General features: G+C 69.0%; 22 protein-coding genes. 15 read left to right on the top strand and 7 right to left on the bottom strand.

Annotation, left to right across the window (positions count from 1 at the left end; translation table 11 throughout):
- The first annotated feature begins 536 nt into the window (after window positions 1–536).
- The 5 genes from tap to OG524_RS36335 all read left to right on the top strand — a co-directional run bounded on the left by tap (window position 537) and on the right by OG524_RS36335 (window position 9,255).
- Window positions 537–2,708 carry a telomere-associated protein Tap gene (gene tap / locus OG524_RS36355; RefSeq protein ID WP_331762210.1) on the top strand — a complete coding sequence of 724 codons (2,172 nt, stop codon included), beginning with the start codon at window positions 537–539 and terminating at the stop codon, window positions 2,706–2,708.
- A gap of 229 nt (window positions 2,709–2,937) precedes the next feature.
- Window positions 2,938–3,678, top strand: a complete 741-nt coding sequence (locus OG524_RS36350; RefSeq protein WP_405812560.1) for a TnsA-like heteromeric transposase endonuclease subunit — start codon at window positions 2,938–2,940, stop codon at window positions 3,676–3,678.
- Complete coding sequence (locus OG524_RS36345) at window positions 3,675–5,804, top strand: Mu transposase C-terminal domain-containing protein (RefSeq protein ID WP_331762208.1); 2,130 nt, start codon at window positions 3,675–3,677, stop codon at window positions 5,802–5,804. The genes OG524_RS36350 and OG524_RS36345 overlap by 4 nt, the downstream gene beginning before the upstream one ends.
- Entirely contained in the window at window positions 5,801–6,931 is a 1,131-nt protein-coding gene (locus OG524_RS36340; RefSeq protein WP_331762207.1) for an AAA family ATPase, read from the top strand. Before OG524_RS36345 ends, OG524_RS36340 begins: the two co-directional genes overlap by 4 nt.
- On the top strand, window positions 6,928–9,255 hold the full coding sequence (locus OG524_RS36335; protein WP_331762206.1) for a TniQ family protein: 2,328 nt from the start codon (window positions 6,928–6,930) through the stop codon (window positions 9,253–9,255). The genes OG524_RS36340 and OG524_RS36335 overlap by 4 nt, the downstream gene beginning before the upstream one ends.
- 42 nt (window positions 9,256–9,297) lie before the next feature.
- Here OG524_RS36335 and OG524_RS36330 read toward each other — a convergent pair whose 3' ends face one another.
- Window positions 9,298–14,157 carry a tetratricopeptide repeat protein gene (locus tag OG524_RS36330; RefSeq protein ID WP_331762205.1) on the bottom strand — a complete coding sequence of 1,620 codons (4,860 nt, stop codon included), beginning with the start codon at window positions 14,155–14,157 and terminating at the stop codon, window positions 9,298–9,300.
- Window positions 14,158–14,201: 44 nt separating this feature from the next.
- On the bottom strand, window positions 14,202–14,720 hold the full coding sequence (locus OG524_RS36325; RefSeq protein ID WP_405812559.1) for a hypothetical protein: 519 nt from the start codon (window positions 14,718–14,720) through the stop codon (window positions 14,202–14,204).
- A 188-nt stretch (window positions 14,721–14,908) separates the two neighbouring features.
- On the opposite strand from OG524_RS36325, the gene OG524_RS36320 reads away from it, so the two are divergent.
- From OG524_RS36320 to OG524_RS36305, 4 genes are all read left to right on the top strand, one after another.
- Window positions 14,909–15,034 (top strand): hypothetical protein, encoded by a 126-nt coding sequence (locus tag OG524_RS36320; RefSeq protein WP_362699287.1) that lies wholly within the window; start codon window positions 14,909–14,911, stop codon window positions 15,032–15,034.
- A gap of 173 nt (window positions 15,035–15,207) precedes the next feature.
- A complete protein-coding gene (locus OG524_RS36315) occupies window positions 15,208–15,744 on the top strand; it encodes a hypothetical protein (protein WP_331762202.1) in 537 nt (178 codons plus the stop codon).
- Window positions 15,745–15,887: 143 nt separating this feature from the next.
- The gene (gene tpg, locus OG524_RS36310; RefSeq protein ID WP_331762201.1) at window positions 15,888–16,445 is read left to right on the top strand and encodes a telomere-protecting terminal protein Tpg; all 558 of its coding nucleotides are present in this window, start codon (window positions 15,888–15,890) and stop codon (window positions 16,443–16,445) included.
- Between the two features lie 445 nt (window positions 16,446–16,890).
- Window positions 16,891–17,325, top strand: a complete 435-nt coding sequence (locus OG524_RS36305; RefSeq protein WP_405812558.1) for a hypothetical protein — start codon at window positions 16,891–16,893, stop codon at window positions 17,323–17,325.
- 349 nt (window positions 17,326–17,674) lie between these two features.
- Here the strand turns inward: OG524_RS36305 and OG524_RS36300 are convergent, their stop codons facing one another.
- Complete coding sequence (locus tag OG524_RS36300) at window positions 17,675–18,160, bottom strand: hypothetical protein (RefSeq protein WP_331762199.1); 486 nt, start codon at window positions 18,158–18,160, stop codon at window positions 17,675–17,677.
- A 155-nt stretch (window positions 18,161–18,315) separates the two neighbouring features.
- On the opposite strand from OG524_RS36300, the gene tpg (OG524_RS36295) reads away from it, so the two are divergent.
- The 3 genes from tpg (OG524_RS36295) (at window position 18,316) to OG524_RS36285 (ending at window position 20,058) form a co-directional block, all read left to right on the top strand.
- Complete coding sequence (tpg, locus tag OG524_RS36295) at window positions 18,316–18,909, top strand: telomere-protecting terminal protein Tpg (protein WP_331762197.1); 594 nt, start codon at window positions 18,316–18,318, stop codon at window positions 18,907–18,909.
- A gap of 100 nt (window positions 18,910–19,009) precedes the next feature.
- Window positions 19,010–19,792, top strand: a complete 783-nt coding sequence (locus tag OG524_RS36290) for a hypothetical protein (protein WP_331762195.1) — start codon at window positions 19,010–19,012, stop codon at window positions 19,790–19,792.
- Window positions 19,789–20,058 (top strand): hypothetical protein, encoded by a 270-nt coding sequence (locus tag OG524_RS36285; protein ID WP_331762194.1) that lies wholly within the window; start codon window positions 19,789–19,791, stop codon window positions 20,056–20,058. The genes OG524_RS36290 and OG524_RS36285 overlap by 4 nt, the downstream gene beginning before the upstream one ends.
- 87 nt (window positions 20,059–20,145) lie before the next feature.
- Here the strand turns inward: OG524_RS36285 and OG524_RS36280 are convergent, their stop codons facing one another.
- Window positions 20,146–20,589 (bottom strand): hypothetical protein, encoded by a 444-nt coding sequence (locus OG524_RS36280; protein WP_405812557.1) that lies wholly within the window; start codon window positions 20,587–20,589, stop codon window positions 20,146–20,148.
- A gap of 452 nt (window positions 20,590–21,041) precedes the next feature.
- Between OG524_RS36280 and OG524_RS36275 the strand changes: the two genes are divergently transcribed.
- The 3 genes from OG524_RS36275 (at window position 21,042) to OG524_RS36265 (ending at window position 24,001) form a co-directional block, all read left to right on the top strand.
- A complete protein-coding gene (locus OG524_RS36275) occupies window positions 21,042–21,272 on the top strand; it encodes a hypothetical protein (protein ID WP_331762190.1) in 231 nt (76 codons plus the stop codon).
- Window positions 21,262–21,519 carry a hypothetical protein gene (locus OG524_RS36270; protein WP_405812556.1) on the top strand — a complete coding sequence of 86 codons (258 nt, stop codon included), beginning with the start codon at window positions 21,262–21,264 and terminating at the stop codon, window positions 21,517–21,519. Before OG524_RS36275 ends, OG524_RS36270 begins: the two co-directional genes overlap by 11 nt.
- Before the next feature lie 1,162 nt (window positions 21,520–22,681).
- On the top strand, window positions 22,682–24,001 hold the full coding sequence (locus OG524_RS36265) for a peptidoglycan DD-metalloendopeptidase family protein (RefSeq protein WP_331762188.1): 1,320 nt from the start codon (window positions 22,682–22,684) through the stop codon (window positions 23,999–24,001).
- A 334-nt stretch (window positions 24,002–24,335) separates the two neighbouring features.
- Here the strand turns inward: OG524_RS36265 and OG524_RS36260 are convergent, their stop codons facing one another.
- From OG524_RS36260 to OG524_RS36250, 3 genes are all read right to left on the bottom strand, one after another.
- A complete protein-coding gene (locus OG524_RS36260; protein ID WP_331762186.1) occupies window positions 24,336–24,782 on the bottom strand; it encodes a helix-turn-helix domain-containing protein in 447 nt (148 codons plus the stop codon).
- A complete protein-coding gene (locus OG524_RS36255) occupies window positions 24,779–25,546 on the bottom strand; it encodes a hypothetical protein (protein ID WP_331762185.1) in 768 nt (255 codons plus the stop codon). Before OG524_RS36255 ends, OG524_RS36260 begins: the two co-directional genes overlap by 4 nt.
- 796 nt (window positions 25,547–26,342) lie before the next feature.
- The coding region (locus tag OG524_RS36250; RefSeq protein WP_405812555.1) for a hypothetical protein at window positions 26,343–26,539 on the bottom strand (197 nt) is incomplete at its 5' end.

Below are 26,539 nucleotides of genomic sequence, written 5' to 3'. Positions count from 1 at the left end.
TCGGAGGATCGCGACAACGCTGACAACCGTGGCGCAAAGCAGGGCGACGACGAGACCGAGCGGTACGGCGGTGGCGAGCAAGGCGAGTGGATGCATGTGTGTCTCCCGGTTGAGGGCGTGCGGCGGTAGGGCAAAGGAGGCGTGGCGAGGGCAAGCACGCCCATCCCGGACGACTCGACAGGCCCGGAAGTCGTTGCGGTTGACTCAGTAGACATCACACAGGGTGAGTAGAGAACACCTTTCAGTGCCTAGTGGCCAGGTGCGCGCTGCCCGCGTCTCGCCGCGAGGAGGGATGTTCGCTTCCCAATCCCCACCGCGCGTCGCCATGCCGCGCGACGTTCCAGGTCGGCCTGTGTGCAAACGGCGGTGCAACAGGGATTTGCAACGCCCCAGCGCTTGGGGTTCTGACCTGCGCAAAGAGTCGTTGCGCGGCTTATCCGTGGTGTGCTTCACTCCACCCTAAAGTGCGATTCATGAGCGATTGAATGAGTGAATCAAGGCGCGATCGGCTATGCTGTCTACTGGAGGTGACCTCTGTGTCCACTGAGAACGAGTTGTTCAGCGCCGTCGATGCGCTGCTGGAGCAAGTCGCGCAGGACGAGCTGCCGACCCCTGCGGAGCGTAAGCGTCTGCGTGAGGCGGCTGGTCTGAGTCAGGCGCAGATCGCCACGGCGCTGGACGCCCGCCGGGAAGCAGTCGGGAACTGGGAGGCCGGTCGGACCGAGCCGCGGCCGCCGAAGCGGGCCGCGTACGCCCGGCTGCTGGAGGGCCTCGCCGCCCGCTATCCCACCCAGGCCGTCGGCGCGCCCGCCGCCCCGGCTCCGGTGGTCCCTGAGTCGTTCACCGGTCCGGCCCCGGAGCCGGTCTCGGCACCCGCCGTGCCGCCGTCCCAGCCGAAGACCGAGACGAGCAGTACCACCAGGCCGTCGGCCTCGTCGCGGCGCCCGGGTGCGAAGAAGGCGGTGGCGAAGAAGACCACGGCGGCCGCCGGCGCCGTCGACCCGCGTTTCGAGAACGGGCCGCTCGCTGTCATCGACTGCGAGGACGGGCAGGTGTCGGCGTACTGCGTCGGCGGCCTGGTCCTGGACGTGCCCGCCAAGTCCATCCCGGCGCTAGTCGACTGGACGCTGACCGAGGCCCACCTCGGTCAGGCCCGCCTGCACCGCAACGGCCGCGACGCCGACCCGATCCTCATCCTCACCGAGACCGCGCTGACCCGCTTCGGCCTGCCCGCCGCCCTGTCGGAGGAGGAGCGGAACGCGAGCCGACTGCCGGAAGGCCACAAGGTGGTCAAGCAGATCGGCAAGGCCGACCTCCAGCTCACCCAGCGCGGGTTCGGCCCGTGGGCCCGCGTCTTCCGCGACCCCGAGGGCTCCCGGCGGCGCTGTGTCCAGCTGTGCATCCTGCCGTGGAACGCCCTGGACACCCGGGAGTGGGGCAGGAAGGACGACCCGCACCTGCTGCTGACGATGCACCCGGCCGACCTCGCCCAGTACCTCGGGCTGTACGCGGCGAGGGTGATGACACCGCGCGGCACCACCGCGACGACCGGCCTCGATCTGATGGTCGCGCTACGCCCGCCGACCCGCGCGCAGAAGGACGAGGCCACCGGCGCGTTCAAGCCCGCGTTCAACGACGACGCGCTCACCGCCGTGTACGACGTGGTGGAGTGCGAGGTCCCCGACGAACACCCGGTCCTCAAGGACAAGTTCGCCCGGCACCACATGCGCACCCCGGCAGAGATGCTGATGGAGGAGCCCTACGACTGGTGCCGGCCACTGACCGATGACGAATGCGTGAACCAGTTCCTGGTCGCGGTCGACCTCAACATGTCGTTCGCCGCGGCCGCGAACAGCCTCACCGTCGGGCTGAACGGGCCGACCCACCTGACCGGCAACCCGCGATTCGACGCCTCACTGCCCGGCTCGTGGCTGGTCGACCTGAGCCACGTCGACCTGTCCCGCGTGCGGATCAACGGCCGCAGCGTCGACGGCGACCGGCTCCCGAGCCCGTTCACACCGAAGGGCGACCGGCCCGAGGGCCCGGCCTGGTACGCCACACCCACCGTCGCCTACGCGGTGGAGCTCGGCTTCGACGTCGCGCCGATCGAGGCGCACGTCCGCACCCAGTCGGGCCGCTACCTGGACGCCTGGTACAAGCGGCTGCGCGACGCGTACGTGGAGACGATGGCCGACATGGGCGTCACCACTGACCTCGGCGGCCAAGACTTCCTCGACGCTATGGCGCAGCGCAAGCAGGCCGACCCGACGATGGCGCTGCTAGAGACCGCGATCAAGGCGACGGCGAAGGGCGGCATTGGCAAGCTGCGCCAGCGCAGCCGGGGCCAGGTGCCGTACTACGAGGAGTACCCGGCGCTGAAGCGGGAGACCTGGCGCCCCGACATCCGGGCCGCCGTGCTCGCGAATCAGCGGGTCGGCCTGCACCGCAAGCTGATGAAGACGGCGGCCGCCGCCGACCTGTACCCGGTCGCCATCGGCACCGATGCGATCGTCTACCCCTCGTCTGGGCCGTCGCCGCTGGACGTCCTGCCGCACACGCCCGAGGGCAAGCCGGCGCCAGGTACGTTCCGGCTCGGGGTCTCGCCCGGCATGGTGAAGCACCAGGGCACCGAGACCGTTCTGTGGGCAGAGCAGCAGTTCGAGGAGCGCGGCGGCGTGTTCAACATCGCCAACCTCATCAAGATGTAGGTACTCAGAATCTGCGTCATGTTCTCGCGAGCACTGACCTCTGAATAGCACTTGTGACGCGATGCTGAGATGCCCAGCTCGGAAGGATCACCCTTTCGAGTGATCGAAAGTGGGTGTGATCGCTCGTACTCCAGTGCCCGTGTAACTGTCCTGCGATCAAGGTCAGTTACACGGGCACTGGGGGCGGATCGTGGATGTAGAGGTGTGTGTTCGGCTTGCTGAGGACGAGGTGTGCGAGCGCCTCGCCTGGGAGTCGATGCCGTTGGAGATGCTGTACGCGGCTGAGCCGTGGCGAACGTTCCGCTGGTACATGGGGCAGAAGCACTACTCGGGTACGTACTGGTCGAGTACGCAGTCGGACCACGTGATCTACGAGTCCCGGCTGGAGCTTGCGCGGCTGTGGTACGCCGACTTCGAGCCGGATGTGACCGCGATCGTGGCCCAGCCCTTCTTGCTGAGGGCCGATGTGGGCGGCGTGCTGCGCCGACACATCCCGGATTACCTGCTGGCCACCACGGCGGGCCCGCTGGTGGTGGACGTCAAACCGCGGCACCGGGCGGCCAGGCCGGAGCACATGTTCACCTTCGCCTGGACCCGCGAGGCGGTGGAGTCGAAGGGCTGGCGCTATGAGGTGTGGAGCGAACCACCGGACATCGAGCTGGCCAACGTCCGGTTCCTCGCGGGCTACCGCCGCGACTGGCTGTTCGAGCCGGACCTGGCCGAGGAGATACATGACGAGGTGGCGGACGAAGAGCCACCACCAGCTCGACTGTTCGACCCCGCCATCCTCGACGAGGTGCGCGACCGGGTCGTGGAGGGGGAGACGCTGGGGGAGGCGTTCGGCTGCCTGCCCGGACGTCCGGCTCCGCTGGTGCGGGCCGCGGTCCTGCATCTGCTCTGGAAGCAGCAGTGGTTGACCGACCTCAGCATCCGGCTCAGCGACCGCAGCGTGCTCAGGAGGGCGTCGTGAGCCGGGCCGCGGTGCGCGTGGGAGTGGGGACCCGCTTCTCCTACGACGGCGAGATCGTCGAGGTGGTGGAGCTCGCCAGCACGCAGGCTGGCGGTGAAGTGGTCCTCAAGGACGGCCGCGGGCGGCTGCTGCGGCTGGCCGTCAAGGAACTGCTGCTGTCCGACCGCGCCCGCATCATCCCGGACGGGCCCGGGCCGGCCTCCGACGATCCGCAGGATGTGGCTGCGGTGGTGCTGGGCCAGCTGGACGACAGCGAGCGGGAGCAGGTGCTGGAGCGGGCCGCGCATGTCAGGGAGGTGCTCACCGGGTTCCGCAGCGGCAGCGAGGAACTGGCGGCCGTCGGGGAGCCCCGCGCCGCCTACATGGCGGGCGAGCCGCTGGAGAGCCGGTACGCGGCGAAGGCAGCCGAGCTCAAGGTGGCCGGTCGCACGGTCAAGCGGTGGGTGGCGGCCTTCCGCCGGGACGGTGAGGCGGGATTGGTGCCAGCCCGCAGCGGGCCGCGTTCCGGGCACCGGAACGCTGAGCCGTGGTCGGAGGCGGCGCTGGAGGTGATGGTCGAGCACACGGGCCAGTCCAAGCCATCGCGCAAGATGGTCATCGAGCGGACCCGGGCCCGGCTGCTGGCCAGGGGCTTCGAGGAGGAGGACCTGCCCAGCCGGGCGACGACCTACCGCCTCCTGGAAGATCTGGAGCGGCGTCATCCGACGTTCCGGCTGAGCACGAAGCGGAACCGGGACATCGCCGCCCGGCCCGGCGGGGTCTACGGGAAGCTGCGGCCGACCCGGCCGGGTGAATACCTGCTGATGGACACCAACCGGCTGGACGTGTTCGCCCTGGACCCGGTCACGCTGCAGTGGCTGCAGGCGGAGTTGACCGTTGCGATGGACTGGTACACCCGCTGCATCTGCGGGATCAGGATCACGCCGGTGTCGACGAAGGCCGTCGACGCCAGCGTTGCCCTCTTCCAAGCGTTTCGTCCCCAGCCCGCGGGGGAGGACTGGCCGGCGCACGCGGTCTGGCCCGAGCACGGCATCCCGCGGTCGGTGCTGATCGACCGGACCGCGCTGGAGGGGCCGATGCGCGGGGCCGCGTCGCCCGCGCTGGTGCCGGAGACGGTGCTGGTCGATCACGGCAAGGTGTTCGTCTCGGAGCATCTGACCAGCGTCTGCCGCCGGCTGGGGATCTCGGTGCAGCTGGCTCGGCTGCGGACGGGCCGGGACAAGGGCCCGCTAGAGAGGTTCTTCCTGACTCTGCGCGAGGACCTGCTGCAGGCCCTGCCCGGATACAAGGGGCCCGATCTGCACTCGCGCGGCGAGCGCCCCGAGGGGGAGGCGTTCTTCTTCCTCCACGAGCTTGAGGCGATCATCCGCGAGTGGGTGGCCTGCGTGTATCACCACCGGCCGCACACCAGTCTGGTCGATCCCGGGGTGTCGGGGTTGCGGATGTCGCCGGCGGCGATGTTCGAGCACGGGCTGAACAGGGCCGGCTACATCGAGGTCCCGCGCGATCCGGACCTGGCGTTTGAGTTTTTGCGGGTGGAACGGCGGAAGATCCAGCACTACGGCATCGACCTCGATGCACGCCGCTACAACGGCGCCGCCCTGGACCCCTACCGCGGTCTGCTCAGCGGCGACCGGGACGGCAAGTGGCCGATCGCCGTGAATCCGGACGACATCAACGCGGTCTACTTCCGTGATCCCGCCGACCGTCGGTGGCATGCGCTGGGTTGGGAGCACGCGCCGGGGCGGGAGATGCCGGTGAGCGAGGAGGCGTTGCAGTTCGCTCGCCGCCTGGCCGCGGCTCGTGACCGGTTCCCGGACGATAAGGCCGCGGTCCGGGACCTGTTCGAGCGGTGGAATCTGGGCCTGGGCACCTCGCTGGTCGAGCGCCGGATGGCGCTGCGGCTCGCCCGGGAACAGGCGGTCCTGGACCTGCCTGAGCCCGAGGAGGGCGTCGCCACGCTGCCGAGCGTCAGACGCCTCATGGACCTGGCGGACGCGGCACAACCGCAGCCCGGCTTGCAGGCCGCGCAGGAGACGGGCGACGACGACGCGGCTGACGAGGCCGGGCTCGTGGAGCTGGAGGACGACAGCGACTTCTACGTTGATGCTCTGGAGGACGCGTGAACAGCGAGGGCACCTGGACGCCCGGAGATTCCCACCGGCTGGACGCGCTGACGCTGTCACGCAAGGAGGGCTGGGCGGCGTTCGCGGAAGCCGCATCGCGCATCCAGCCGGAACTCCTGCCGCGCAGCGAGCACGTGGCACTGGGCGAGCGCGCGAAAGCGGAGTACGACCAGGCCCGGCGGCTCTGGCACGCGAACCTCGGTCCGTTGCGCACGCCGCAACTGGCCGAGCTGCACGAGGACTTGTGGGACATCCTCGACAGCAACCAGCAGGACGGCGACCAGGCCAAGGGCGCCGTCGCGGTGGACGCCTTCCCCGGGCTGGGCAAGACGACCGCGGTGCTGGCCTTCGCCCGGGATTTCCACCGCCGGGAGATCGCTGAGGGCGGCGCGTTCACCGCCGGCGGGCACGAGCGGCTCCCCGTCTGCCGGGTGGGCCTGACCGGGAACACCGGGATGAAGGACTTCAACCGGGCGATGCTGGAGTTCTTCGGCCACCCCGGCCGCACCACCGGCACCACAGCGCAGTTCGCCCAGCGCGCACTGGACTGCGTGCTCTCGTGTGATGTCAAGCTGCTGATCGTCGACGACCTGCACTTCCTGCGCTGGAGGGCGACCGGCGGCGTCGAGGTGAGCAATCACTTCAAGTACGTCGCGAACGAGTTCCCGGTCACGTTGCTGTTCGTCGGGGTCGGCCTGGCTAAGCGCGGCCTGTTCTCCGAGGGCGAGTCCTACGACAATGCGGTCCTGGCCCAGACGGGCCGGCGCACGACCCGCCTGGACATGCGGTCCTTCGAGCTCACCACCGACCAGGGCCGCAGCCAGTGGCGCCAGCTGCTGCTGGCCCTGGAGAAGCGCCTGGTCCTGCACGGCACATACCGGGGAATGCTCGCCGACGACCTGTTCGACTACCTGTTCATCCGCTCCAGCGGCCACATCGGTTCGCTGATGACCCTCATCAACCGCGGCTGCCAGCGAGCCGTCCGCACCGGCGCCGAGCGTCTCGACGAGGATCTCCTGAGCCGCGTCAAGATCGACCAGGCGGCCCACCTGGCCCAGGACGACGTACGCAATCTCCTGAAGGGACAGCGGTCACGACGGACCCGTCAGACGGCGGTTCGCCGGTGACGCACGCGCGGACCCTGCCGATCCGCCTCGCCCCTCAGCCGGGCGAGGCACTCGACTCCTGGTGGGAGGCGATCGCCCACCGGTTGGGAACCACCACCGGCGACGTCCTGGCCTCGATGGGCCTGCTGCCTCGCGGCTCCTCCCGGCCGGTGGACTCGGGCATCCTGGGCCGCCTGGTCACCCTCCTCGATGAGGACCAGGCGGCAGCCATCGCCTGGTCGGCTGGCCCCACCCAAGCGCAGGCGCACGCAATGACCTTGGCCCGCTACGACGGGAAAATCCACGTGGTCGACGCACGGCGGCACCGGGTCGAGGCGAGGCATGTCTGGGGTCGGGCCCGCGGTTCCCGCTACTGCCCGGCCTGCTTGGCTGAGAGTGGCGGCAGGTGGCGGCTGAGCTGGAGGCTCGGCTGGTCTTTCGCCTGCCTCGATCACCACCTGCTGCTGGTCGACGCCTGCCCGCGCTGCAGTCGTACGCCGCGGCACTTCCCGGCGACCACCCGGCACCCGCTCGCTCCGGGACGCTGCCACAGCCCTTCGGAGAACGACTCACCACCAGCGCGCTGCGGCCAGCCGTTCGAGGAGGTCCCCACGCTCACGCTCACCGCGCAGGGATCCACGATCGCGGCCCAGAAGCTCATCGAGAAGACGATCTCTTCCGGACAGGCTGACTTCGGCGTCTACCAGGACAATCCCCAAGCCAGTCTTGCGCTGTTCGGAGACATTCGGGCACTGGCCTGCATCCTCCTTCGCCGCGTCCCCGAACGGCTGACGGGCTTCGCCCCACCGGAGATCCTGGCGTTGCACCAGCAGCCCCTGCCCGAGAAGCGGCGGTCCTTCGACCCCGTCGAGGAGACCCGCCCGGGACGGCTTGCCCCGCAACGGGCCGCGACCACCGCCCTCGCCGTCAGCGCGGCTCTGCACATCCTCGAGCAAGGCGATGCTCACGAGGCCGGAGCCGCTCTTCGCCACCTGATCAGTGACGCCGACGGCGGCATTCCGCTCAGGGTCGGACACCGGTGGGCCCACACCAGCCCGGTCTTCGACGCGGTCCACCTCGCGACCCTGGCACCCCGCTTCAAGCACACCGACCAGCTGCGTTACCGCACCGCGGACCGGATGCCACGCAGGCCCGGACCCTCGGCGGCAACGCGGGTCGCCGAGCGGGCCCGCAAGACCCCGACTCAGCTCTGGCCTGCCTGGTCCGCCCGGCTGAGTCCCCAGAACGGGGCCCTCTCGCGCACGATCCGCCCGGCCCTGTCGTGCTACCTCCTGATGATCGGAGGCACGGGAGACTTCACCGCGGCGGCCCGCCTTCTTCAAGCACCGGTAGAAGACAGGCTGGGCTCTCACATGACGTTCCGGCTCACGAAGCGGGGCCATTTCAGGGGCATCAGCCTTGGCCTGTCCGTGCTGGCGGACTACCTTGACCAGGAAGGATCGCCGATCGACTACGATCGCCGCCGCGCGGTCGACTACCGAGGACTGCTGCCGCTGGACACCTGGACGCGGCTCTGCCGGGACATCGGATTCGAGGCCGGCGGAGTACGGCGCCACCAGTTCGCCCGAGCGCTGTTGTTCGAACGGCTCAGCGGGCTCTCCGCAACCCTCGCCCCGGCGGCATACGCACCCAGCACCCAGGAACTGCGGACCATGCTGCGGACCTTCGAAACGGATCTCACCCCGGCACTGATGAGCCGACTCGAAGGACACGCAGCGGAGTTCCTCACCCGACAGGGAGTCCGCGGGGAACCTCTCTCCTGGCAGCCCCCGGCGAACATCATCCGCGATCTTGAGCTGCCGGGGTGCGACCTGCGGGACATCGACCTCGGCATGCTGCACCGGCTCATCAGGGACGAATGCCTGACGACAGCACAGGCCGCCCGCCGCCTGGGCGTCAGCCATGACGCTGTCCGGTTCGTCTTGCAGGAGCAGCCGGCCCCTCCCGGGGAGGCGAAGAGCGCGAAGTGGGAGAGAGGAGCGACTGTTCGCCGGGCTCGCGCGACTCTCCCCAGGGAGAAGCTCGCACGCTTCTACCTCGACGAATACCGCTCGCTCAAGTGGATCGCGGAGCACGTCGACGTGAACGTCGAGGCGATCAAGGTCCTGGTCCGCGAATACGGCATGAAGCGCGACGGCAAAGCGACCCGCTGGCGCCAGATCGATCTCGACTGGCTCCGCGACCAACGCGCCGCTGGACGCACCTGCCGCGAACTCGCAGAGGAGACCGGCTTCTCGCTCGGAATGATCAGCTACCTGGGTCGGCGGCACGACCTTCCCGGTCGCCGGTCAACGGCCGATCGGGCAGCCAGGCGAATGCGGTGAAGGCGCCGGGCGCGATGACGACGCTTTGCAGCTTCCGTCTGGTCACGGCGGCGGGAGAGACGTCCAGGGGTCCCCCGATCCCTCACACTTGCGGATGTTCTTCACGGTAGCGGACACCCTTGCGTGACTGTTGCCGTGGACGGCGCGGACTTCGGCCAGGAGAAGGGTCAGGACGGCCGCTGCACTGGCTGTGTCTCCCTCCTGAACCAGTGAGAAGCCATGATTGTGCCGGACAATCAAGGACAGGTCGGCACCGCGGCCGAGCGCTGTCTCAACCCGGGATACGAGACGCTCGAACTCGGCTGCGGCCCTGCGAACAGCCCGGGGAGCACCGGACTTGGCCAGCCTCAGCAGCACCATGTTCCGGATGGCCAGCGTCTCCATGTCGTCCGACCCGTGGCGCTGCTCGTATGTGTCAGCCAATGCCAGTGCTTCTACGTCGTCGCCGGTCGCCGCCACCCACTGGGCATGGAGGTGCAGTGCGCGGGCGGTGACCGGATCATCCTCGCCCAGGGATTCGGCCGCTGATTGGTGCAGCGCGCCGAGTCTCGCTGCGGCGTCCACAGGGTCCCCGAGCAAGCCGGTCACTTCGGCGAGGCGGATGCGGATGTTCAGTGTCAGCGGGTGTTGCTCACCGAGACCGGCGGACGCCGTCTCTGCGAGCTCGGTCAGTTTGTCGACGTCGGTCTGTTCGGTGGTAGTTACGGTGCGCCACCAAAGCGTCCGTGTCCATGCGGCGAGCGTCCATGCGTGGTCGCGGCTGAGAGCGATGCTCAGGCGGTCGGTGAACCCACGGTAGAGCTGGGCTCCTCGGGCTGGGCCAAGGTCGGCGGCGGCAGCGTCCAGGTCGTGGATGGTCCAGTTGAATGCCGTTTCCGATTGCGGGTGGTCGGTCCCGAGGAGCCGGATCACATCCCCGAGCACATCCTGGGACAAGCGTGCGGCGTCCCCCGGTCGGCCGCGGGTTTTGAGCGTGTCCGAGCAACGGCGTGCTCCGGCGAGCGTTGCGGCGACCTCCGCGTGCATGGGTCCCGCGCGGCGGACAACGGCGTCGAGGAGGTCGCGAAGTTCTACGCAAGCGCTCTCGGGGTCGGCTCCGGGGTGCGCCGAGTCAGCCAGCCACCGGGCGGCGGAGCGCCGCGCCCGCAGCGTATCGATGTGATCCGTACCCAAGACGTGGGCGCGTTCGCGTGCCAGCGACCGCTGTTCGCGCTCGGCGCGCGCCGGATCGCCGGAGCCTCCGCGCGCGTTGGCAAGGATGAATCGCGCGAAGAGGGCCTCGGGTGAGTCAGAGCCCCGGGCTTCCGTGAGCCGCTCGGCCAACGCCGCGACCTCGGTTACCGTCGGGCGGAAGTCGCGGGTGGCGCACCCGCGCCAGTCGGCCAAGCGCACCCGCGTGCTGAGCTCGGCGACGCCGCCTTCGTGGCCCTGCCTCACGATTTCGTCTCGGAGCGTGGTGAGCGCGTTCACAGCGCCTAGCGGGTCACCGGCGCTCCCGGCCTCCCAGGTCCACTCATGGGCGAACCCTGCGAGGCGCTGGGTTCGGGGAGCGTTGGGGCCCCACACCTGCGCCGGCCACGCCCACGCCGCAGCGGCAAGAGCGGCGGCCGGAAGGGGACCCTCGTCGGTGTATGCCTGGTGTGCGCACGCGGCGATCCAGTCGTCTAAGGCGCCGAGAGACTCGTGCTCGACTCCGAGAACGGTCGCGGTGTCCACGAGGAGCGCGCCGAATGCCGCGGCGGCTGCGCTGTGGCGGCTCGCGAGGTGCAGAGCGTGGGCATGGGCGTGCCGAGCGGTGCGGGTCTTCTCGTCGAGTGGGCCCAGGGCGCGGGTGAAGGCTGCAACGACATCGTCGAGCTCCTGCGCCGCTTCCGCAGGTACACCGACCTGGCTGCGGAGGGAAGCGAGAATGGTCCTAGCATTCAGGGTGTCCGGTTCGTCCGACCCCAATGCCTCCGCCATTTCCTGCACGAGGAGGGCGAAGTGCGGGATGGCGTCCGTGGGGGTGTCCTGCGGGGCGCCCCAGAGATAGAGATCGCCGCGCATGTTCAACACGTGCCGGTGCAGCGCCCCCAACACCTCGGTAGCGCAGGTCACCAGCACGTCGATCGCGGCGGCCGCACCGGTTCGGTCGGCGGCTGCGGTCTTCTGGAGAAAGTCGTGGCAGTCGTCGACCAGCCGCGCCGCGGCGTCAGTGCCACCAGCGGCCGCCGAGGCCAGGGATCGTCGCAGCACGTCAGCCGCCGCATCCGGCCTGGACACCTTGAGGCACGACGACACAAGCATCATGGTGATCATGGCACCCGGGACGCTGCCGAAGCCGACGTCCGGACCTCCGGGCGGTGCAGTGTCTGCTCCGGGCGGTCGTTCGATACCGAGCTTGCCGAGGTCCTGAAGGACCTGCAGCGCCTGGGAGGCATCTGCCTTCTGCGTGCCTCCGAACAACGAGATGATGTGGTGCATGGCTTCAGCGATCGAGTCTTCACCGCGCAGCATCCGCCCCAACGCCCGCATGAAGTCAACGTCGCGAGGGGAGTTGTCGGAGAAATCGGCGGAAACTCGCGCGGCCACCGCGTCCATGGTGGTTCCCAGCGCGGCGAGTTCCGGATCGGCGACGTGTTCGGAAGGCACGAAGCCGGGGGCCTGCGTAACCTCCCGCACGTGATTCATCACGCTTCCGAGCACCGCGTAGAAATCTGTGGTCACGGCGACCGACGCAGCCGAGCCCAGTATCCGTTCCGCGTCTGCCCGCACAGTGGCGAGCTCGTCCACGGCTTCCGGGACGCCGTTCCACACCCGAAGCATGGCCAGATCGGCCCGCGTGCGGAGCACATCCGGAAGGCTGGAGCCATCGAGCGCGGCCACGGGCTCAAGCATGCGCAACGCAGGCAATGCCGCAGCGTAGTTCCCTCGCTCCATGTGCAAGGCGAAAAGGGCACGCGCGCACGCGATGGTTTGTGGGTGGTCGCTGCCGAGGGCGTCCGCCATGGCACGCATCACCTGGTCATACAGGTGTGCCGCCTGGTCGGGATCACCGGAGCGGAAGTACCAGTAGGCGATCGATCGCTGGGTCACCAAGGCGCCGACGTCCCGGCGTCCGTACAACCAGGCCTGATCGGCAGCGGTTCCTTCCAGCAGCGCGATAGCGCGCTCGTGTGCGCCGGATTCGCCGTACCAGCGGGCGGTTCGCATGTGCACGTTGATGGTCCGCCAGTCCGAGGCTCCGAGTGCGGCCTCGTGACGTCGGCTCAGCTCCTCAAACTCGGCCACCGCGCCGACGGCGTCGCCGTCCGCACCGGTCAGGTGCGCCAGCAGGACACACGCTTGCAGGGTGGCAGGCCCGTCCTCGCTGAAGACCTGCGTCAACCTGGGCAGCAGCGCGGTCAGCTTTGCACGGGCCTCGATGCGGTCGTCGGCGTCGATGAGGAACTGCGCCTCGGTCAGGCATACATCCAGGGTCCGCGGGTCGTCGTGGCCAAAGCGAAGCTCGCATTCCGCCCGGTGCTGCCCGAAGAATTCGGCTGCGGCCTTCTGGTACCCGGCCTCCGCAAGCCCGAACCCGATGGCTAGCGGCAAGGAACTGGGCTGCGGATGCCACAGGGCGTCACCCGCGACGGTCAACAGGTGCTTGGCGTTGGCCCGCATCCGTGCACCCTCCGGGAGGTGCTGCGGGAACATGCCCCATACGCCGTCAACTGCGTTCAGACATACAGCGAACCGCGCATCGGCCTGCTCAGCCGTGAATTGCTCGCAAACGACACGCTGGACCAGGGAGTGTACGCGCACCTGCTGGTGCGGTCCGCCCGTGGCTTCGTCTGCGAAGTCCAAGAGGTTGAGGCGACGAAGTACCTGCAGGGCGTCGGCAACCTCGTCTCGGGTGACGATGCGGGCGGCGTCGGCCCCGATGCAGTCCAGCCCGGCGGCCCGCGCTCGCTCCTGGGACAGATGGTCGCAAACTGCTGGGGCGGTCAGTACCGCCAGGGGGATCCCGCCGGGATCGAGGCAGGCGGCAAGGTCCAGCAGCGGACCGGCCATGCCCACCGGCTCCGAACGGTTCGCGAGCTCCACCGACATCGACCATGTCGCGGTGATGACGTGATGCCCGTCGCGCAATTCGTCCGGGCCGGGCATGGATGCGGATAAGAGCCGTTCGCGGAGTCGCCGCCGATACTCATTGCAGGACAACTGGTTGTCGACGATGTATGCGGCCGCTTGCGCCAACGCCACAGGGAGTCGATCCAGATCGGCGGCCAGACCGGCGAAATCGGACATGGTCCCTGACCCGCGGGGACTCAGCACTGCCGACAGATATGCCACCGCCTCGGCACGCGTGTACAAGTCGACCGGCCAGAGCTCCCGCCCTTGCTCACCGAGGACCGCGCTGCGGTGCCGCGTCGTCGTCACAGTCACACAGCCCGGACGCGTCGGCGGCCACAGCTCGCGCAAGTCGGCAGGGTCGGCCAGGTTGTCCAGGACAACCAGCCAGGGCCGGTCGGTTGTGTGGAGCCAGCTCAGGAACCGCCGCGCAGCGGCCTCGGGCTCGGGTTCGGCGAGCCCGGTGATCGCGAAGGCCGCGTTCGCGTACCTCGTGACCACGTCGAGCCGCGAACCCGCGTCACACCACACCACCAGATCGGCCTGCCGCCCGTCCCAGACTCGGTGGGCGAAGTCGGTGGCCAACTGGGTCTTTCCGACCCCGGCGGCTCCGCTGAGGACGACACAGCCGCCCCCTTCGGCGCCCGCCAGCTCGGTGAGTTCACCCGACTGTCGCCGCTCCTGGAACGCATGTGCCCGCGCCGGCAACGGGCCGAGCATCATCGGCCACTCCGGCACGTGGGACGGCAGTACTACTTGCTCGATGTGCTGCGCGGCCACACCCGTGCCCGCGGCATAAATGTTCAAGGGCCCGTGGCCGTACCCCGAGAGGCCACCGGTGCGGTGGCTTGCTACGAGTCCGCTGGCCTCCCAGCCGCTCCCGGAGGGTTTGTCGGGTTCACCGCCCCATTGATCACCCCGGCCGCCACTCCGCTTTGGGTCGCGGTAATCTTCACGTCTCCGGCCGCCGCGAACCCGCGGTCGCCGGCGACGGCGCCCGATCCGCCGTCGGTCATCAACCCCGCCCCTTGCTGCGCTACCCGCGCGGCCTCAGACAGTACCTCTGCGATGCGCCGCTGCTCGTCCTCGTCTGCGGACTCCAGCAGCCCGACGAGCCGACGGGTCCATGCCTCGCTGACGCTCTGCGTCAACTCGGTGCCACTGCCCGCTTGCTCGGCCTCCGCCAGCGCTGCCCCGTCGCGCTCGAGCAATTCGACGGTCATGTCCACCACAGGGTCGGGATCAGTTCCCCCGCGCCCGAACAGCCGGGCGATCCGGTCCCTGACCACCGTCCACACATCTGTCCCGGCCGCCTGCACCACGGCCATCCCACCCGCGCCGGCCGCTGCCGATAGCGCCTCCACCAACACAGAACCCTCCCGTGAAGCCGTAGATCCGCCTTGCTGGTCCGGGCCGATGCCCGTGCAACGACAACATACGGGGCCGACGGCCCGGTTCCCGCGTGACGTCAGCGTAACGGCGGACCAAGTGCTTGATACCCGCTTCCGCGATGCTGACGGCCCACATACGGTGCCCGCTGCGAAGGATCCACACGGTCGTGGCAGTCCTCTCCGGTGCCGGCTGCAGCATGTCCGCAACGATGACGATCGTGGGTGACGTCGTCTACCTGGTCGACGTGATCACCGGTTCCGCCGCCACCCTCACCTCGCCCGACGGTGTCTAGGACGTGCGCGAGTGCGGCCTGGTGGTGCCGCCGTGATGTTGTCCAGGGAGAGGTCGATCTCCTTCCAAGGTGTGATCCCTCCATACCCCGTTATAGCGGGGGTGCAGGGTCTATCCTGAACAGGTCGCCTCACCTCTCCAACCACCCATGAGGCGGCCTGGCAGGGAGGTGCGATGATTCAGATCACTCTCGGCAAGAACAAGGACGTCGACCCGAACAGTGATCCTCTCCAGCGTTCACAGATCGGCTGGAGCGACGGACTGTCCGACCGGCAGCTCCATGAGATCGCCCGCGGAGTCTGGGTGATGCCCGGATCGCGCGTCCAACGAGAGCGGTTCGCGGTCGTCAACGGCGGCGGGATCATTCGCCAGGCCATGGAGATCGACCGGGTTGTCGACGTCCCCGGAGGGCGACGGGCCTTCGAAGGCCGCATCCTCGGCCCCGGGCATCCGGTCCACGACCATTACGTTGGCAAGCCCGCCCCGAACGGCGCCCAGCAGAACCCCATCACCTACTTCGACTCCCCCCTGGGCAACCGCGAGTGCAACTGCGGATGCGGCAAGCCCATTAGCCGGGGCGACTTCCTTCCCGGCCACGACCAGCGAGCCATCCACGAGAGGATCGCCCGCGTCGGAACCGTGATGGACTTCATCACCTGGTTCGACCAGACCTGGAAGCCGGAACAGGACCAGCGAGACGACGCCGCGTGAGGAAATGCCACCGAAGCGAGACGGAAACTGCGGGACATTCGATGAGACAGCAGCACAAGCAGCAGGTCACCGCAGTCACGAATGACAACGGCGGCCGGAACCTACACAAGACCGACCAGAGCGCAGGAGAAGGGGAGTAGGTCATGACCGACTCGCTCGGGGACAGCCTGGACCGCGCGCTGGAGGGGGCGTTCACCCGCCGCATCCCGCAGTCAGCCCAGGCGCAGATGAAGTACCTCGTCAAGCAGCTCAAGGGCACCAAGGCCGCCGCCCAGGCCCTCGGGATCTCCCAGCGCACCGTGGAGCGGTACGTGACGGGCAAGCTCAAGCGCCCCCGCCAGGACCTCCGCGGCCGCCTGGAGCGCGAGGTCAAGAAGCGGTGGCAACCGCAGATCCGCGCGAAGGCGAGGAAGAAGGCGGCATCCACGGGCGGGCTGGTCGTCTCCACCCGCGCCCGGTTCGGATTCGAATCCGCCGGCGACACGACCGACGACGCCCGGATCCGGGACATCACCCAGGCCCTGCCGCCCGACTACGCCGACAAGCTGTTCAGCGCACACGAACAGGGCCAGAGCGAGGACCAGCTCCGGCAGATCGCCGCCGACGGCCTCGCCCAGATGTACTTCCGCGCCAGCAACACCCGCGCCCACGGCCTGGGCGTGGAGTTCACCGACGTGGAACGGCTCCAGATCGAGCTGTGATCACCCGCTCATGAGAAAGGGGGCCCCGAGCCGCGCCATGGTTCGGGGCCCTCGCCACCGGCTGACCCGTCAACCGGCTTCGGCATGCCGGTCGGCGGAGCTGCTCGGGCTGCTGAGCGACGCTGAGCACTGCAACTCCCGCCGCTCCACGACCGACAGCCGCCTGGGCTACCTGGAGCGCCGGGCCGGGCTGCTGACCCAGAGTCCGGGTGGGGCGCCGCAGTTACCGGATACTCGGTACGGCCGATGCCGAGTCAACTATTCTTCATGGTCAGCGGGAAACAGGGGGAAGAACATGATGCCTTTGACCGAGCACCGGCGGTTGCATCTGATATTTGAGGGTTGGTGCGCCGCCCGTGAATCCTCAAAGACGAAGGCGGCCCCCGCAGATACGCCAGTTACCCCTGGTAGGGGTGTCCGCTATACCCATGTCTACACCGGCAACATGGAGATCGCTGCCCCAGAGGTTCTGGCGGTTGTCGCCGTCGCACCATTCGTTACTGCGGTTGCGACGTCGTTGGGCACCGCTATGGGCGAGCGGATTGACCGGGCCCTTCACCTCCTCCTGCAAAAGGTGCCGAGGATGGCCATCCTGGTGAGCCGGGGAACGGGTGTTCAGCCTCCCTCAGGGCTACCAACCGATCCCAGCCCCGCGACACTCTCCTTGATTGAGGGCCCGAAGATACACATCGGTTCGGGGACACCAACCGGCGCGCTGAGTCTTCTCCCCACAATGGACTTTTCCGATTTGGCGAATATGGGCGACTACCCGCAGATCGTGCGTTGGATGGATGGCAGGTGGCACGCCTTGGCGATCAAGGACGAGCAGGTCGTTGACCTTGTCTGGGACGATGAAGCGCGACAATGGGTGCCCTTCTGAACCTTTGAGCTTGACTCCGTCGGGAACGGCACCGCGCTGTGGTCAGTGCGGAAAGCCTCTTCCCGACGGGTCCAGGAAGAGCCGTCGGTACTGCTCCGCGACGCACCATCGCCTGGATCTGCTTCTCCTGCTCGGGCGTCCAGCCCGGCTCCTGCGTACCGGGAAGCGCCTGCAGAACCTCCTGAACAGCCTGCTGCACCGCCTCGGCCTCGTCGTCTGTCCCGTCGTCCGGCAGCAGCTCAGCTGCCTTTCTGAGTGCTTCAGCAGGGGCCTCTTCGTCGTACTCGGACACGCTCTTCCCCCTCGCTGTCGGACGCGCAGCATCTCCCGCCGGCATCGGCCCGGGCAATCAGGTGTCGTCTGGCCCGGCCGGGCCAGAACCGGCACGCTGCCCGGCTGCGTGCCGGCGGATGATGTCCGGCAGCTGGCGGGAGGCGGCGGCCGGGATGAAGAACAGCCCGATCATGCCAAGTCCGGTCACGGCAGCGCTCAGCAGGCCCACCGACACCGACGGGTCGTCGACCGAGGCCACCCCGCAGAACACCGAGAAGGCGGCGACGAACACCAGCGACGCGAGGATCCAACGTTCCCGCAGCGGGGAACGGGTGCCGGCCAGCACGCTCAACCACCACGTCCAGCCCGCCATCACGCAGAACAGCACGGCCACCGGCGGCAGCAACACGGGCGGTGCCCACCGTGCGACGTCACCACGGGGCAGCTCCTGCCCGGTCAGATAGCCGACCTGGACCAGCCACACCAGGTAGACCGGCACCCCGAGGGCGATTCCCACCCACATCCATACCCGCAGCTCTCGTAACGCGCCGCGCTCGCTCATCCTCTGGTCCTCGTCCTCGATAACAGGTCCTGGGGAACGTAGCGGCCGAGCGCCGACACCCATCAGGGCGCGTCACCCGCAGGGGTGAAGTCCTGCCGCGGAGCGCCCCTTCGCGGAGGTCTCTGTCCACAGGTCGGCGGCGGTGAGCTACTCCCATGACTGAGGAAGAGAAGGCACAGCAGGCGGCCCGGACGCGCTCCAAGCTCAAGGAGGGCCTCGCCCGCGCGGAGCGCGCCCTGTTCACCCGGCCCGCACCGAAATCCGCGCGAGCCCAGATGAAATTCCTGCGCACGCGGGAGAAGGGGTCCACCAAGTCCCTGGCGGCCCGTTTGGGCGTCTCCCGCAAGACGGTGCAGCGCTATCTCTCGGGTGCCTCCACCAAGCCGAACAAGCGCCTGAAGGAGGCGCTGGTGCAGGAGACCGAGTCGGAGTGGCAACCGCAGGTCAAAGCGCGTGCGAGGCAGCGTGCGGCGTCCTCGGGCGGGATGGTCATCTCCTGCCGGGCGTACTTCGGGTTCGGTCCGAAGGGCACCTCGGACGCGGGCCGGGTCCGGGACATCAGCGTGGCCGTCAGCGCCTCCCACGCGGCCGCCATCCTGGCCGCACAGGAGGATGGTGCGACGCAGAGCGATCTGCACGACGCCGTCGCGGAGGCCATCGCGGACACCTATTTCCGTCAAGCCGGTGGTGGCCGCGCGGGCCTGAAGGTGAAATTCGCGGACGTGGAGCGGCTGGATATCGCGTTTTGACAGCGCGCAATTCGGGCGTGCGGTAGACCTGTGACCGGCCCGCTGAAGCGCATTCTCCGGCGGGCCTTCAATTCCGTTTCCGAGCCGAAAGCGAGTCCTGATGAACACGTACGACGGGTGGCGGCCACGCAGTGCCCCCGAGGCCCGCGGCCGCGCCGGCGCCCCGCGCACGCCGATCGACTACGCGAAGGTCGGCCGGTCCTCGGTACGCCGCCGCGCGCGAGGCATGACGCACGGCGAGGCGGCGGCCACGCTCGAAGCGGCGGAACAGCAGGCGCACCTGGACCGCCGCTACGAAGCCGCGGCCGACGACGGCGGCCGCCGTGCCGCGGAGCTCGCGGAGCTCGCGGAGTGGCAGCGCGTCGTGCAGCTGCTCGCCGCCACCGGCAGCCCGTACAACCCGGACGCCGACGCCGTCGTCCAGGAGGAACTCACCGAAGACCGCCGCCTCAAGGAAGCCGAGCAGCAGCGCCGCCAGGAGCAGCAGCAGCTCGCCGACCGGGCCGAAGAACTCGCCCGGCTGGGCGGGGCCGGCCGACTCGATCGCAGCGTGCCGAGCCAGGCCGGGGACGAAGCCGCCCGCGACCTCTTGGAGGAGAACCGCGACTACCGCGCCTCGAAGGTCGACGCCTGGCTCGCCCTTGCCCTCGCCGACCAGTCCGGCCACTACGCCGACCCGGCCGCCCGCGCCGCCGCCGTCGGCTCCCTGCCCGTGCCGGTGCGCGCCCGCGCCGCGCTGCTCGCCGCCCTCGCACGCACCGGCGCCCCGGTCGACGGCGACCTCGAGTTCGTCGGCCGTCTCGCCCAGGCCGACCCGGCCGCCACGAGCGCGCTCGCCGCGTGGCTGGAGAACGCGGCCGCGGTGAAGGGCGGCACGTCGTGAGCGCGGCGGACGAGGTCGTAGTGGCCACCTGGAGCGAGCACAGCGAGATCGGCCACCACTACGAGGACCTGCTCGCCGACGGCTCGGTCATCGCCTGGACCGAGCCGCCCTTCGGCGAGACGCTCCACCCCGGTGACGACGACCCCGACTACAACCCGATCTGCTCGTGCCCGCGCATCCCGCGCCAGTTCTGCCTGGAGTGCGTCGGCTGCGCTGCCTGCGGGCAGTGCACCGGCCCGCACGTCTGGCTCCCGCTCCAGACCTGATCGCCCCTGTCACTGTCCCGTCTCACTGAACTTTGACCGGGCTCGAGTTGAGCAAGAGGGTCCGGGTTCCGAGCTGTGGCTGGCCACTCACCCGGAGCACGGTGGCGGAGGCTCGTCGGAGAAGGGGGCGACCGGGCCCGGCCAGTTGAAGGCGAAACGGTGGGAGGGCCGGTCGTACACCACTGTGGCACCGCAAGGGGCGAGCCCGAAGCGGCGGTGGATCCAGCCGTCGAGGGCGAGGGCAGCAACCTCCGAACGGTAGTCGGCGTGGGGGTACGTGAACGCTTCGACGTCGAGGATCAGGGCCCGGCCATCGGTTAACTGCTCAGCGTGAAGGGAAGCACCGAAAGCAAGCCAAGCCGCGTCCAACCAGTACGGGGTCCGCTCCGCAGGGAGCCGCAGGGACAGGGAGCGGGTGATGAGGAGGCTGGTCGGGGGCGGGGCGTCGTCCGTCTCGAACGCGTCGACGCGCAGATCTGCGGCCAGGCCCATGCCAGCGTGGAGGTAGCGGTATCGGAAGGTGTCGTACATGGCGCACATCCTTCGCGACGGACCGCTTGCGAGCCCAGGGTCCTGCTCAACTGCGGACCCGGTCAAAGTTCAGTGAGACCGGTCAAGGTTCAGTGAGACGGGACAGTCACGCTCACCGAGCGTCACCCTCAGGTGTCACGCACCCCTGTCACGCTGCCTGTCACGTCGACGGAAAGCCGCGTGACAGTGCCCACCCGAAAGCCGGTCAATTCGGACATTCAGGCGCGGTATCGGCCCGCAACCCCCTCTCTGGGCCGTTTCCGCGTGACAGCCGCGACAGCGTGACACCCCACCGGGCGGTGATCACACCCCGTGTCGGGCGGCATCGAGTCGGACGCGTCGGCCCCGCGCCCCGCAGAGCCCGCCGGGCCCGTTCGTCCGTACCGGGGTCCGGCGCCCCGGCCCGGCGATACCGTGGTGGCACACGCCAGAGAGAAGCCCAGGAGCCCCGGATGAGCCAGCAGCCGGCCCCCGCGCCCGCCCGCCAGCCCCTCGATGAGCACGCCGCCGAATCGGTCCGCGCGTACGCGGCCGCGGAGCGGGCCAAGACGGACGTCCTCGCCTCGGTGCTGGAGGACATCGCCGCCAACGGCTACCCCTCCCCGGAGTCCGGCGTCCCGTGGGAGACCGCCCGCGACGCCCACCTCGCCCGCCTCGTGGACGAGCAGCCCCGTGTCGCCTGAGCACGGTGCGCGCCGCTCCCAGGTCGTCATGGTGGAGCCCGCGCTCACCCAGCTCGCTAAGCTCACCGCGTCCGAGACGCACCGCCTGGACCGCGCGATCGTCGCCATCAGCGTCAACCCCGACTTCGGCACCGCGCTGCCCGGCACCCTGCTGCGCGACTACGCGGACGAGGTCGACGGCGTCCGGGTGATCTACTACGTCACCGCCCTGCGGACCATCACGATCGTGGCGTACGTCGAAGCCTGAGCAGCACGTGCAGCAGCGCCCCGGACCACGACGGTCCGGGGCGCTGCTGTGTCCGCTGCACGGCGGGCGGCGGATGCTGCACGGCAAGGCCGGCGGCTGGGCGGCACACAGGTGCTGCTCGTGCAGCAGGCCCGCAGCGGCGTCGTGCAGCGACCTGCCGTCGGTCTGCTGCATGGCGCCGCTGCACGGGATCAGATGTTGCTGTCCGCGGCCCGGCGAGGTTGTCGGCGTGCAGCCGCTCGTTGAAGTCGTTACGGGTCGGCGACGACATCCATGACGCGCTCGGAAGCGGCGTCGAAGACGCCGGCCGAACGCCTCGTGGCCTTCGGCGGCCCTAAGGGCCTGGCCGATGTCGTCGTGGTCGGCGCCGCCGCGCTGGACGGCGTCTGCGAGCAGGCTTGCCGCGGCGGCCGCAGCTCGCCGCGGCGAGCACGGCCAGGTCCTTGCCACTGGTGGTGCCACCAATCCGTTCTGGCGACGTTTCGACCCTGCTGATCCGGGCGAGGGCCTCCAACTGCTACTCCATGGAACTCTGATCTGATGCGCGGGTTCGAGGGTGCCGGGAGGTGGTGGCCGGGTGCCGGAGAGTGATGACATTCGTCTTCGGCTCTCCGGCGGCAGTCAGGCGGTCCGGGCGAGGTAGCCGACGGCGGCGTCGACGAATTGGTCGTGAGCGACCTTCGCGGCCTGGCGGGCAGCGGTGGTCGCCGGCCGTGCCGGCGAGGGGGGTGATGGCCTCCAGGCGGTCGCGGCGGATCGTCTCGCCGTGGCTGACACGGACGGGCCGTTCGGCGGCGGGCTCCTGCAACCGGCCGCTGACCACCGAGCCGAGCATGGTGCCTTCGATGGCGAGGGCGGTGGTGACGAGTGTGCCTAACACGGTGGGACGCGGTGCGCGGTGCCGCCTCCAGTGCCGGAGGACGGGGGCCGCGCCGGAGGGCGGTCAAGGGATCCGCGCGTCGCGTTGTGCGCACTCCGTCGGCCAATTTGGCATGCACATGTAACGGATAGGTCACGGCGAGAGCGCTTCGGGCTGCTCTGTGGAGACGCTCGCAGGTGTCGGCAGGACCCTCGCCCTGTCGACGCCCCGGCAGATTCCGGTGGTGTTCGCCGGGCACCTCGCGGCGCGCTACGCCGGACCACACATCACGGAGGTCCTACGTTGCAGACCAGCAGGCGCCGCGGCACCGTCCGCGCGCTCCTCACGGGGGCCCTGGCCCTCGGCCTTGTGTCCGTAACCACCGCCACGGCTCGGGCGGCCGAACCCGCCACGAACGGAGCTGCGTACGCCACCGCCCGGGCCGCCGCGGACGCGGACGCGGACTGCTCCGGATCGGTGTCGATCTACGGAGCGCTGGCCGACGGCCGTCTGACCTACTCCCAGATCGATCCCTCGAGCGGTGACCGCCTCAAGACACTGGTGGGACCCGACCTCGGCTTCGTCCCGAAGGCGATGGCGACACTGAACTTCAACACGGTGTTGGCCACCGACAGTGCGGGCACCCTGTACCGGATCGACGTGAAGACCAACAACCTCTCGCTCGCCCTGATGAGCTCGCCGGTGCAGATCGGCACCGGCTGGACGCACGACAAGCTCGTGTACGACGGACACGGCCACCTCTACGGGACCGCCGGCGGCACGCTGATCCAGTACCTGGTCTCCCAGCCCAAGCCGACCGGATCCGCACACATCGGCCAGCGCCGCGAGATCGGCACCGGCTTCGTCCTGAAAACCCTCACCTCCACGGGTGACGACCGGCTCCTCGCGAATACCGTGGACGGGCGGCTCGTCGAGTACCGGATCGACAGCGCGGGCGCCTGGTCGAGCAACCTGCTGGCGTCAGCCAACTGGTCGGGCTTCGAGAATCTGGTCTCCCCCGGCGGCGGCCTCTACTACGGCGTGACATCGGCCGGCGGCATGTACTGGTACCAGGACGTGAATCCCACCGACGGCTCCGGAAGCGACATCCTCTACCACAACGACGACCCGGTCGACACGTCCGGCTGGACCCAGATCCTGCTGTCCGCCGAGCCGGAGACCGCCACCTGCGTGGGCAACGACTACGCCTACGTGCTGCCCCAGGCCGCGGTTCCCCGAGGCGAATTGGACGACCCCCACCACGACTACGCGGCAATCGACATCCCGGTCCCGATCGGCACACCGGTGTACGCGGTCACGCGCGGCACGGTCGGCTACATCGACGGCGGCTTCGGCAACGGCATCACCTTGACGAGCGCCGACGGCACGACGTACATCTACGGCCACCTCGACTCGCGGGGGGTTGCCGCGGGGGCCACAGTGTCACCCGGCCAGTACCTCGGGGAATCCGGGAACACGGGACAGTCCACCGGCCCGCACCTCCACTTCGAGATCCGGATCGGCGGCGTGAAGCACTGCCCGCAGCCGCTGCTTCTCGCTCTGTACGACGGCGTGACACCTCCGGCGCCGATCAGCCTCCCCACCAGCGGCTGTTCCTATTGACCGGCTGACGGGCCGAGCACGGTGCTGGCTCGACTGACCACTGGGCGGCGGGCCGAGAACCCGCCGCGCACGGCTCTCCGGCTCCTGACCTGGACGCATGGTTCCCGCTCGCGGGAACCATGCGTCCGGATCTGACACTCACAACCCACGCACGAAAGCGGCGCCACGCCCCTGCCGAGAGGACGTAGCGCCGAACGAGGAGGGCGACAGGCTGTTTGGCCCCGCACCGGTGGATCTTTGTCCACCGAGACAGGGACCTTCGGTGTCAGCCTCGACACCAGGAGCACGAACGGCGCTGCACCATGGGTGCAGCGCCGTCGGGTTGAGGGGTGGGTCAGGACACGGCCTTGAGGTTCTGGCGGCGCTTGGCGTCCTCGCGCTGCCGGCGCTTCTCGGCGAGCTGGTCCTGGTAGGCCGTGACGGCCTGGCGGTACTGCTCCACGAAGCCGGACGAGTTCAGGCGCTGGCCCTTCGGCATCGACTTGACCGCCGCGACGGCATCCTCGGGGGAGACGTAGGCGGCCAGCATCGGGTTGAGCTGGTAGACGCCGGCCCGCTGCTTCTTCACCAGCTGAGCGAGGTCCAGGTCGCGCAGAGCCGCGTTCACCGCGGCCCGGCTCAGCCCGAGCATCTGGGCGAGGGTGACCTGGTCGACCTCGATCCGGCCGCCCGGCTCGCTGTGGGCACGCATCTTCAACAGCACGCGGTACGCCGCGGGCAGTAGATCAAGATCGGCAACGATCCCTTCCGCGTTCACCGCGGCGAAATGCAGACCACTCACTGTCCGGTCCCCTTCTCCTTCAGCTGCGCCCGCTCCTGGCGGCGCTCAGCACGCATCTTCGCCCGTTCCTCGCGCATGTGCTCAATCTCCTGGCGCATCAGTTCCAGCGAGGGGAAGCGCACCAGGTCGGGCAGCGCTTCGTCCGACCGGATCTTCGCGATCGTCTCGTGCTGGTCGACCCGGACGTACCGCGCCTTCATGGTCTCCGTGCCCGGGATGAACTCGGCAACCCGGTAGGAGTACGGCGGGTTGAACTGGTAGACACCGCGCTTCACCCGGAACACGATCCCGTGGGACATGACCTCCTGCAGCGCCTCGTTCACCTTGGTACGCCCGACGTCCAGGACGATCGCCATCTCGTCCTGAGTCAGAGGGATGCGCCCGCCGGCCTTCTGGCACGCGATCAGCAGCAGGATCAGCCGCAGCGGCAGCGCCTCGCGGAAGAACTGCGCGATCACGAGGAAGAACTCCAGGCTGTCCATGGAGAAGGCGTTCGGCTCGTCCGGCGGCCCGTAGAACTCCAGCGGCTTCCGCTCGCTGTCCAGCGTGAGCTTGCGGCCGGGGTAGGCGCGGGCGACGTCGTCCAGGTCCTTGACGGGCCGCAGCGGCTGGTTCCAGGCGTCGGACGGATCCCCGAGCGGCAGCTTCGGCTGCGGCGCCCCGCGGGGGCTCGTACGGCGGCGCTGCGGCTCTGTCGACACGAGGCTGCTCTCCAAGCTGTTGATCTCTGCGACGCGAAGCAGTATGTCACCTGTGCTTGACATGGATGTCGCTTCGACACGACATGCCGCACGAGTTGTGTCCCCTCAGGGGGGACAGATCTCCCCCCTGCCCTCGGGCGGTCCCCACCTGGGACACATACGCTGCTCGGTGTCGCCTCCAGTTGACATGCGACACCGGTTCGTGTCGCGTGTAGTTGACATCGGGCAGTCGATGTGCCCCCTCAGTCGAGACACATCGACGTCGATACGTCCCCTCAGCCGGTACGTATCTCGCGGTCTCCGAAGCTGTGACCTGCGGCTTCTTGGTCTCGCCATATATCAGTGGCTGAGGTCCCCGGACAGCGACCTGCGCCGACGCGCCTGCCTTCTGGCGTTCACGGTCATCAGCGCGGTCACCACCAGCGGCAGCATCCCCAGCTACGCAGAGCTGGACAGCAGCAGCGAATTCACGTTCCCCGAAACCTTCCGATCTATTGTTCACAATCACTCACCAACCCGCCTGACCGCATTTAGCAGTGTTTTATCGCACCGGAATTCTGGAGCTGCCATTCGTCAGGCGCACGCCATTTCTACATTCACCCAACGTTGTACATTCGAAGCACCCATGAACCTGTTTTGCATGGTCGATGGTGGTGCAGCATCATTCCAGTCTTAAGCTAGCTCCTATCTTTGAAGCACGCGCCCGGTTCCCAGGCTTCTTCCTCTCCGATCTCTGGTCGTGCGATCACTCGCCCGACCACCCGCTACCTCCCCCCTTCTTACTGCTGCTCGGGCCGTAGGCCCGTGGGTGGGCCGCGCGGAGCGTGGCGCACCCCGTGGTACGGCGGGTGACGTGGGGTCAGGCGGTGGGGTAACGGGTGGCTGGAGCGCAGCGGAGGCCACCGGTCGGCCGGAGGCCGGCCCCGGCCCGCAACGCGGGCCGGATGCCCTCCGGTTGAGTGGCGGGCGCGGAGCGCATGCCACCCGCGGTGAGCGGAGCGAGCCGCCTCCGCTCACGCGGAGCGGGAGCGGCCGGGGAGCGCAGCGACCCGGCCC

The sequence above is a fragment of the Streptomyces sp. NBC_01520 genome (assembly GCF_045040375.1).
In the GTDB taxonomy this organism is placed as follows: domain Bacteria; phylum Actinomycetota; class Actinomycetes; order Streptomycetales; family Streptomycetaceae; genus Streptomyces.
Note: the sequence above shows the minus strand (reverse complement) of the source record. Positions and strands in the feature narration are given on the sequence as shown.